At 66.7% G+C, this 7,444-nt stretch carries 5 protein-coding genes; 3 read left to right on the plus strand and 2 right to left on the minus strand.

Going from position 1 to position 7,444, the window contains the following annotated elements:
• Positions 1 to 565: MCE family protein (locus tag VFW69_RS05095; protein WP_526498814.1), on the plus strand; the 565-nt coding region annotated here is incomplete at its 5' end.
• Between the two features lie 96 nt (positions 566 to 661).
• Here the strand turns inward: VFW69_RS05095 and VFW69_RS05100 are convergent.
• Both VFW69_RS05100 and VFW69_RS05105 read right to left on the minus strand, forming a co-directional pair.
• Positions 662 to 1,579, minus strand: a complete 918-nt coding sequence (locus VFW69_RS05100; RefSeq protein WP_526498816.1) for a DMT family transporter — start codon at positions 1,577 to 1,579, stop codon at positions 662 to 664.
• A 112-nt stretch (positions 1,580 to 1,691) separates the two neighbouring features.
• On the minus strand, positions 1,692 to 2,585 hold the full coding sequence (locus tag VFW69_RS05105; RefSeq protein WP_526498818.1) for an SDR family NAD(P)-dependent oxidoreductase: 894 nt from the start codon (positions 2,583 to 2,585) through the stop codon (positions 1,692 to 1,694).
• 172 nt (positions 2,586 to 2,757) lie between these two features.
• On the opposite strand from VFW69_RS05105, the gene VFW69_RS05110 reads away from it, so the two are divergent.
• Together VFW69_RS05110 and VFW69_RS05115 are read left to right on the plus strand one after the other, a co-directional pair.
• On the plus strand, positions 2,758 to 3,750 hold the full coding sequence (locus tag VFW69_RS05110; protein WP_526498820.1) for a diacylglycerol/lipid kinase family protein: 993 nt from the start codon (positions 2,758 to 2,760) through the stop codon (positions 3,748 to 3,750).
• A gap of 444 nt (positions 3,751 to 4,194) precedes the next feature.
• Positions 4,195 to 7,444, plus strand: a 3,250-nt coding sequence (locus VFW69_RS05115) for a thioester reductase domain-containing protein (RefSeq protein ID WP_526498822.1), incomplete at its 3' end; no start/stop codon positions are given.

Below are 7,444 nucleotides of genomic sequence, written 5' to 3' on the forward strand. Positions count from 1 at the left end.
GGATCTGGATCAGGCGTTGTTGTCGGCGGCGGGGTTCGGCAACACGGGTGCGGATCTGTTCAACAAGGGTGGGCCGTATCTGGCGCGCGGGGCTGCCGACCTGGTGCCGACGGCGCAACTGCTGGACACCTACAGCCCGGAAATCTATTGCTTGATGCGCAACGAACACGATGCGCTGCCCGCCACCGGTGCCGCCGAGGGCGGGTTCAATGGCTACTCGCTCAACATGGACACCGAGGTGCTCTCCGGGCTGGGACTGATCGCGAACCCGGTGTCCGCGGTGCCCGTTCTCGCGTCGATGGTGGGCGGCATTGCCGGCGTGGTGGGCGGTGCGCCCAATCCCTACATCTATCCCGAGAACCTGCCCCGGGTCAACGCGCGCGGCGGCCCCGGCGGTGCGCCGGGATGCTGGCAGAAGGTCACCCGCGACCTGTGGCCGGCACCCGAGTTGATCATGGACACCGGCAACAGCATCGCGCCCTACAACCACCTGGACACCGGATCGCCGTACGCGATCGAGTACGTCTGGGGCCGCCAGGTCGGCGATAACACGATCAACCCGTAGGCCGCGCTCGCCGACGCCGCTTTGTGAGAATCCTTACCGGACAAGCCATTTCGGTGTGAGCAGCTACGCGTCATGCGCCGCGCATCCGTCTGACGCTCAGGCCTGGGAGGCCGCCTTCGGCCGCGCGCTGGATTTCACGTCACGTCCGGCGCCGGCCGACATGGAGGCGGCCTCACCGCGAGCCAGTCCGACCGTCGCGACGATCACCACGACCGTCGTCGCCGCGATGAGAAACCACTCCCAGCCGCCGGCCTCCAGCGTCTCGCTGAGCACGACGACGCCCAGCACCCCGCCCACCACCGGCTTCGCCACGATGATCGTCGGCAGCGAGGCGGTGAGCGCACCGGCTCGATAAGCCGATTGGTGATAGACCATTCCGGCCGCCCCGCAGAACACCAGCGCGTACAGCTCGAATGAGACCCATATCTGGCCCGGGTGGTGTTCCAAAATGTCGACGACGCCCTTCATCAGGACCGCGAACACCGCCAGCAACGTGCCGGCCACCGCCGCCAGCAGCAGCGCCGCGACCGAACGATCCGCCCAGACACGCGCGCCGAGCAAACCCAGCAACAGCAGTGGGCCGATCACCAGCGCCACCACGATCCAGATATGCAGCGGCGCCCGCTGCTGGCCGCCGGTCGGGTCGCTGACCGCGATGAGCACCGCCAGGGCCACCGCCAGCACCAGTGCCCAGGTCCACTCTGGGCGGGTGATGCGGTTACCGGTCATCCGCGAGTAGAGCGGCAGGGCGAACAACAGCGCCGTCACCTGCAAGGACATCACCAGCAACACGGAGCCGTTGTCCAGCGCGCCGGCCAGCAGCACATAACTGCCGATATCTCCCAAACCACCCAGCCACCAACGCTTGTCGCGCAGCAGCATGCCGAACAACGTCAGGTGGCCCACCCGTTTGTCGGTGACCTCCTGGGCGGAACGTTGCCGGACCACGTTGCCGATCGCGGACGCCAGGGCGGCGCACAGGGCGAGAATGGCTGCCAGATGCGCGTCCGACATGGCATTACCTCCTCGCTGGGTGCGGTTGCGCTACCCACCCAATCTAGCCGCGCCCCGAGCGGGCGGCGCGCGGAAGGGTTGCCCGGCCGGACGACGACGCGGCCGGAACACTTCAGAGCGGGAATTTCGTCCCGGTGAGCCGCTCGGACAGTTCCCAGAGGGCGGTGGCGGTGGCGGCGCGCTTTGCCGGCCAGTTGCGCCACGTCGGCTGGGTGCGGCCGTACAGTCCGAATCGCGGGCCGACGAACGTGTCGCCCGGCAAATCCTGCGAGACGGCGTACAACGTCTGGCGGGCGCCGAAGTCGGCGTCGGTGGACACGATCCGGTCGACCGCCAGGACCGCCGCGTCGCCCAGTTTGCGGCCGGAGTTTCCCTGCAGGTTCGTGTGCGACCAGCCGGGGTGGGCGGCCAGCGCGCGCAGCGATGTGGGGACGCCGTCCAACCGCCGCTGCAGCTCCTTGGTGAACAACAGGTTGGCCAGCTTGGACTGGCAGTAGGCCAGCCAGGCCGAATACGGCCGGGACTGAAAGTTCAGGTCCTTGAGGCTGATGTAGCCGAAGTGGTGCATCAGCGAGGACACCGTCACAACGCGGTCGGTCAGCTTGGGCAACAGGAGGTTGGTCAACGCGAAGTGGCCGAGGTGGTTGGTGCCGATCTGGCCCTCGAAGCCGTCGACGGTGACCGCGTGTTTGGTGGCCATGATGCCGGCGTTGTTGATCAAGACGTCGACGGTGTCGGTGCCCTCGGCAAAGCGCCGCACCGACGACAGGTCTTGCAGGTCGAGCCGGCGCACCTCGGCTGTCCCGGCCCCGGGGCCGGTTGCCGACCGGGTCACGCGCGCGGCGGCGGCGTGGCCCTTGTCGGTGTTGCGGACGGCCAGGATGACACGACCACCGACCCGAACCAACTCGCGGGCGGCGATCTCGCCCAGCCCGGCGTTGGCGCCGGTGATGATGATGGTTCGTCCGGCGAACGAGGCCAGCTCCGCCGCGGTCCAATCTGCCATGGCAGACACCCTAACTTCGCAATTGCGACGGTGGCGGCCGGGCCGCGGGGACCTGCGGCGGCGTTACGGGCCCACTCCGACGCGCGGGTATCGTGCCTGGGATGCCCAGCGAAATCCCACCTGCGCGATTGCCCGGACGGCTTTTTGTCAGGCACGCATCGGGGATCGCCGGATGTATCTAGGCGTCATCGTCAATCCGAAAGCGCGGAGAAATCGCGCCGCTTCCCGCGACCGCATCGCCGAACTGCGTCGCATCGTCGGCCCCCGCGGCGAGGTGCACGAGACCAACTCGATCGAGGAGCTCCGCGGCGCCATCCAGCAGCTCGCGCCGCGGGTCACCCACCTGGTGGGCGACGGCGGCGACGGCGCACTGCACTGGTTGATCAACGAGATCGAGCGCTGCGTCGGTGATCCGCAACGCTGGCCCGCGTTCGTACCGACCAACGGCGGCAGCGTCAACGCCGTCGCGCGCAAGGCCAAGGTGCGCGGGCGGCCCGAAACGATCATCCGTGCGCTGACGTCCGCCGCCGAGACGGACCAGCGTCCGCCCGAGGTGAGCCTGGACACGTTGGTGCTCGATGGCGAAACCGCGGACGGCGCGGCGTTTCATCGGCTCTGCTTCGGGCTGGCGGCCGGGGGCGTCGGGAACCGTTTCTACGACCGGTATTACGACTCACCCGATCACGGTCGGCTGGCCGTCGCCCGAGTGATCGCTCGCAGCTTCGGCGACTACATCACCTCCAAGGTCGCCCCGAGCCGGGTGAAGACGCCGAATTACGCCTCCATCCTGTTCACCCCGACGCGGGCGCGCGTGGTGATCGACGGCGATGAGGTGCCGTCGCGCACGCACAGCTTGTTGCACGCCGGCGCGATCGACCTGCGCATCGGTGGTCCGCTTCGGTTGTTCCCCAAGGCTTCCGAGCCCGGTGCGCTGCATTTTCAGGCCGGAAACCTACGGCCGTCCAGGATCGTGGCGCAGCTTCCGACGGCCCTGACCAACGGCATGCTCCGCGGCAAAGGGCTACGCGACGTCAACGGCCACGAGATGACGATCGAAGCCGAGGACGAGCCGCTGTCGCCGATCATCGACGGCGAGCGTTTCCTCGGCATCGTGAAACTGGTGGCCCGCGCGGGCCCGCGGATCCGCATCGCCCGGCCCGCGTAGCCGGCCGCCGCCCGGCACGCAGGTGGTTCGGTGGCGCGGCACCGCCCAGAGCTTTCCGACCCGCGTTATCCCGTGGATAATTGCGTTTTTGCTTTGCGATTAGCCAATGAGTGTGACCGGTAAAAGTCTGGTTTGGGCCGGGCATGCCGTTTGGTCGCCAATAGTAAATGCGTGGATTCGCAGATGCGTAGTTCAGTATCTCAGGCGACAGAGCAGATAATACCTGGTCGCACAACACTGAGATACTGAAGTCCGTATGCGCGTAGATCAGCATCCGTGCAATTAATTCCGGCGGTTTAGTTTTATCCTGTGAATGTAGTGTGCGATGGCAATTAGTGCTGCTCAACCTTTTGCTCGGGTACGCAGGCGGCGCTACATTAGATTCATATTTACGACGGAAGTCGTTCTCGGGCTACGCCAACCTGGAAGGGGGATCACTCCGACATGGAGACGCTGATCGATTACCTGCACAACTGGGAAGTGCAGAGGCCGGACCAGACCCTCTTCCGGTTCGTCGATGCCGATGGCCGCGAACTCGAGCACTACACCTACCAGGCCTTCGCCGAACGCACCCGCGAACTGGCCGCCTACCTATCCAGGGAGGCCGGCCTCAAGTCCGGCGATCGTGCCCTGCTCGTCTACCCGCCCGGTCTGGAAATGATCGCCGCGCTGTATGCGTGCGCGCGCATCGGCGTGATCGCCGTTCCGGTCAGCCCCCCTCTGCCCATGGCGTTCGAAGCGGGGATGGCCAAGCTGAGCTACATCGCGCGGGATTGCCAGGCCAAAACGGTGCTGTCGACCAAGGAGTTCGAATACAACTTCCGCCTGCTGCTCGGCAACCGACAGGGCACAATGCCATGGCCGGACGCCGAGCGGCTTCCAGAGTTGCAGTGGGTAGCGACGGATGGCACGCGAGCCTTCGGCGGCGCCACCGTGGCCGACACGCCCGGCCGGGTGCTCTTTCTGCAGTACACCTCTGGGTCCACCAGCGATCCCAAGGGCGTGATCGTAAGCCACGCCAACGTCATCGCCAACGCCGGTGCCGTCACGGGCCGCCCGGTGGCGGTCAGCTGGCTGCCGCAGCACCACGACATGGGCCTGATCTCTGCTTACTTGTTCGTATTGGTGCTCGGCGGGACCACGCATGGGATGTCACCGCTCGACTTCCTCAAGAGGCCGTCGGCCTGGCTGCGGCTCATCAGCGAGGTGCGCGCCACCGACACGCCGGTGCCGAACTTCGCCCTCGAGTACTGTGTACGCGAAGACAAGCTCCCGACGTCCGAGCTGGACGGGATCGACCTGAGCAGTCTGGAAACCATATTCGTCGGGGCCGAGCCTCTCCGGGCCAAGACCTTCGCACACTTCCGGCAGCGCTTTGCTCCTTACGGTCTGCGGCCCGACGCGCTAACCGGCGCTTACGGTTTGGCCGAAAACACCCTGGGCGTGACCGGACGAGGACGCCAGACTCTGAATCTGAACAAGCGGGCGCTGGAGCAAAATCTTGTGCGGGTCGAAAAAGCCCGGCCCGAGAACAAGAACCAGTCCCCAGTGGTCAGCTGCGGCAAGCCCGTCGCCGACAACGTGATCCGCATCGTCGATCCCAAATCGAGGCAGGCCCTGGGCGAGGGCCGGATCGGCGAGATTTGGCTGGACGGGCCGTCCAAGTGCGGTGGCTACTGGCACCGCCCCGATGTCACCGCGGAGACCTTCGGCGCCCGGATCAAAGGCGATGACGAGCACACCTATCTGCGAACGGGCGACCTCGGCTTCCTGTACGAGGGCGAACTGTTCTGCTGCGGCCGGACCAAGGACCTGATCATCGTTCGCGGCGTCAACTGCTACCCGTCGGACATCGAGGCCGTCGTGGAGCGGTCGGCCATGCAGGTCCGTCACGGCTGCGTCGCCGCCTTCTCGGTCGAGCACGATGAGTCCGAAGCGCTGGTCGTCGTCGCCGAGGTGCGCGACGAGCACAACCTTCCGGACGCGAAGGCCTTGGCTCGCGCGATCCGACGGCATTGCCACATCGATCCGCACGCGATCGTCTTCGCACCGCCGCGCAGCATTCCCAAGACCACTTCGGGCAAGGTCCGGCGCTCATCGACGCGCCAGCTGTGGCTGGACGACAAGCTGCCCACCTTCGCGAGCTGGATTAACCAGGCGGCCAACCGAACTCACGATGGCCTAGCTGCCGGGACGGGTCCGCTGGAGCGCTTCCGCAATCTCATCGAGAGCTACGACCTCACCGGCGACGAGGACTGCTCGTTCGCCGATCTCGGCATCGACTCGCTGGCGTTGGCCGAATTACGCACGGACCTGCAGGCGTTGCTGGAGGAGAACGGCGCGGGGGAGTTGGCCGAAGAGGTCAACACCCGCCTGTTGCAGCGGCTGACGGTGTCCGAATTCTTTGGGCTGGTCAGCCAATTCGGCGACGGATCCGGGCAGCCGCTCGACGCCCTGCGCCGGGCGCTGGCTCAGATCTCCGCCGAGTACGAGGCCCACGAGGCCGCCCAGATGCGGGCCGACGCGGCACTGCCGCTGCCGGAACTGGCGCCCGCGCGGCCGGGTGAGCCTACCGATCTGCTGCTCACCGGCGCGACCGGATTCCTCGGGCCGTTCCTGGTGAGCAGCCTGCTGGCGCAAACCTCCTGCACGGTGCATGCACTGGTACGCGCCGCGGATGCCGCGCACGGCCTGGACCGCATCGTCGCGTCGCTGCGCCGCGCCCAGCTCTGGACGCCGGCGCTGGAAGCCGACGTCCGCGCACGGGTCCACGTCGTCTGCGGCGATCTCGCGGAGCCCGCGCTGGGCATCGGGGAGGCGGCCTTCCAGCAACTGGCGCGAGACGTCGATGCCGTCGTGCACAACGGCGCCCTGGTCAACTACGTCCGCACGTACGACGCCCTGCGGCCGGCCAACGTGGAGGGCACCCGCGAGCTATTGCGGCTGGCAATGACGGCCCACCGCAAGGCATTTCACCTGGTGTCCAGCACGTTCATCTACGGCTGGAGCACCGAGCCGGTGGTGGGGGAGTGGGATGCGAACGAGAAGATGGCCGGCCTGGATTTCGGTTACTCGCAGACGAAGTGGGTCGGCGAGCAGCTGGCTCTGGCCGCGCAGCGCAAGGGACTCGACGTCCGCATCTACCGGCCCTCGCTGATCTCGCCGACCCGCGCGGGCTTCGGCAGCCAGGACGACATCCTGGTGCGCCTGACGGCGTTCATGATCGAGCACGGCGTCGCCGTCAACGCGCTCAACCAGATCAGCCTGCTGCCGGCGGACTTGATCGCGGATCACATCGTCACGTTGATGGGCCTGCCGGACGAGTCGGGCAGCGTCTTCAACATGACCGCCGACGACTACTACAACCTCACCGACGTCACCCGGATCCTGTCCGAACGGTACGGATATCGCTTCGACTACTACGACATCCCGTCGTTCACCGAGCAGCTGAACCGCCGCTGCACGCCGAACGATCAGATGTATCCGCTGGTCGATTTCCTCACCCGGTCTGCGGACAAGATCGCGGCGATGCGGGACAAGCGCTACGACAACACTCAGTACCGCCACCGGCGAGGGCTGGCCGAGGTCCGCCTTCGCGAGCCGGCCCTGACCGAGACGGTCGATCATCTGGTCCGGTTCTTGCGCAGCGAGCGTTTAATCACTGAGGTAGAGGACGAGGCACAGCGCAGCGCCT

It is taken from the genome of Mycobacterium sp., assembly GCF_036273375.1.
Classification (GTDB): Bacteria; Actinomycetota; Actinomycetes; order Mycobacteriales; family Mycobacteriaceae; genus Mycobacterium.